Genomic DNA, 1,419 nt, shown 5'->3' on the forward strand with positions numbered 1-1,419 from the left:
CTAGTAGTGCTTCGTTATCTTGAGTGATCTTGCTTGGTGGTGGGCATCTTTGTGGTGTGAAGCTGGGGGATGTTGAGCGGCTCCGGGGTGAGTTGTCGGAGTTCGTGGGTGATGTGTTCGGGTCGTTGCCGCGGCGGGATCAGCGGCGGTGGGGTGCGTGTTATCTGCGGGGGCTGATGCTGGACGGTCGGCGTAAGTCGATCCAGCCGATGGCTGAGCGGTTGCCGGATGGGAACATGCAGGCGTTGCAGCAGTTCGTGAACCAGTCGCCGTGGGATCCGTTGCCGGTGCGGCGGCGGATCGCTGAGCGGCTGTCCGAGGCCATCGCGCCGCAGGTGTGGGTGATCGACGATGTGTCGTTTCCCAAGTGCGGCCGGTCCTCGGCCGGGGTTGCCCGCCAGTACTGCGGGGCTCTCGGGAAGCGGGCGAACTGCCAGGTCGCGGTTAGTGTCCACGCCGCGACTGACACCGCGTCGTGTCCACTGGACTGGCAGTTGTATCTGCCCCGGGAGTGGGCGGACGAGCCGGGCCGCTGTCGCCGGGCCGGTATCCCGGACGGCGCCGTCCATCACGAGAAATGGCGCCTCGCGCTCGGGCTGCTGGACAACGTGACCGGGTGGGGGCTGAGAGTCCCGGTCGTGGTCGCTGATGCGGGTTACGGCGTCAGCACGTCCTTCCGCCACGGTCTGGACAAGCGCGGTCTGTCCTATGTGCTGGCACTGACCGGGAAGGAAGTCGCTCACGAGCTGGACGTCGAGCCGTATCAGCCGGATTACGGGGGACTGGGCCCGCCGACGCTTCCCCGGTACCGGACGGCTCCGCGAGCGCTTACCGTCCATGCGGCCGAGGCTGCTGCCGCCGGCCACTTCACCGAGGTGGGCTGGCGGCAGGGCAGCAAAGGTGCGATGACCTCACGGTTCACGGTCCTGGCCGTTCGCCCGGCGGGCAAGCAGTCCTTGGCCGCCGCCCAAGCGGCAGGCGGCGGACGCAACCAGTGGGACGGAGTCCTGCCCACTTCCACCGTCCTGGTCGAGTGGCCTGCCGGTCAGGACGCCCCGACGGGTTTTTGGATATCGAACCTGCCGCCCGAGACGCCCGTCGCTGAGCTGGTGCGGTGGGCGAAGATGCGCTGGCGCATCGAGCACGACTACCGCGAGCTCAAGCACGGCCTGGGCCTGGACCACTTCGAAGGCCGCACCTGGCGCGGCTGGCACCACCACGTCACCCTCGTCACCGCCGCCCAAGCCTTCCTCACCCTCCAGCGGCTCGACCCAAAAGCCCCAACGCCGGCCTGACCCTCTACCAGACCCTCGACCTCCTCCAACACCTCCTCAAGGGCTGGACCGGCACCTGCACCACCTGCAACCGACCCCTACCCCACAACCGAACCAGACACAGAACCTAACGAAGCACTACTAG

Annotated in this window: 1 protein-coding gene; it reads left to right on the plus strand. The window is 67.4% G+C overall.

Annotated features, from left to right (window positions below):
- Positions 1-56 precede the first annotated feature (56 nt).
- Positions 57-1,295, plus strand: coding sequence for an IS701 family transposase (locus AB0E05_RS36410; RefSeq protein WP_361971907.1), 1,239 nt, complete (start codon positions 57-59; stop codon positions 1,293-1,295).
- Positions 1,296-1,419: the final 124 nt, after the last annotated feature.

Source organism: Streptomyces sp. NPDC048057, assembly GCF_040653095.1.
Classification (GTDB): domain Bacteria; phylum Actinomycetota; class Actinomycetes; order Streptomycetales; family Streptomycetaceae; genus Streptomyces.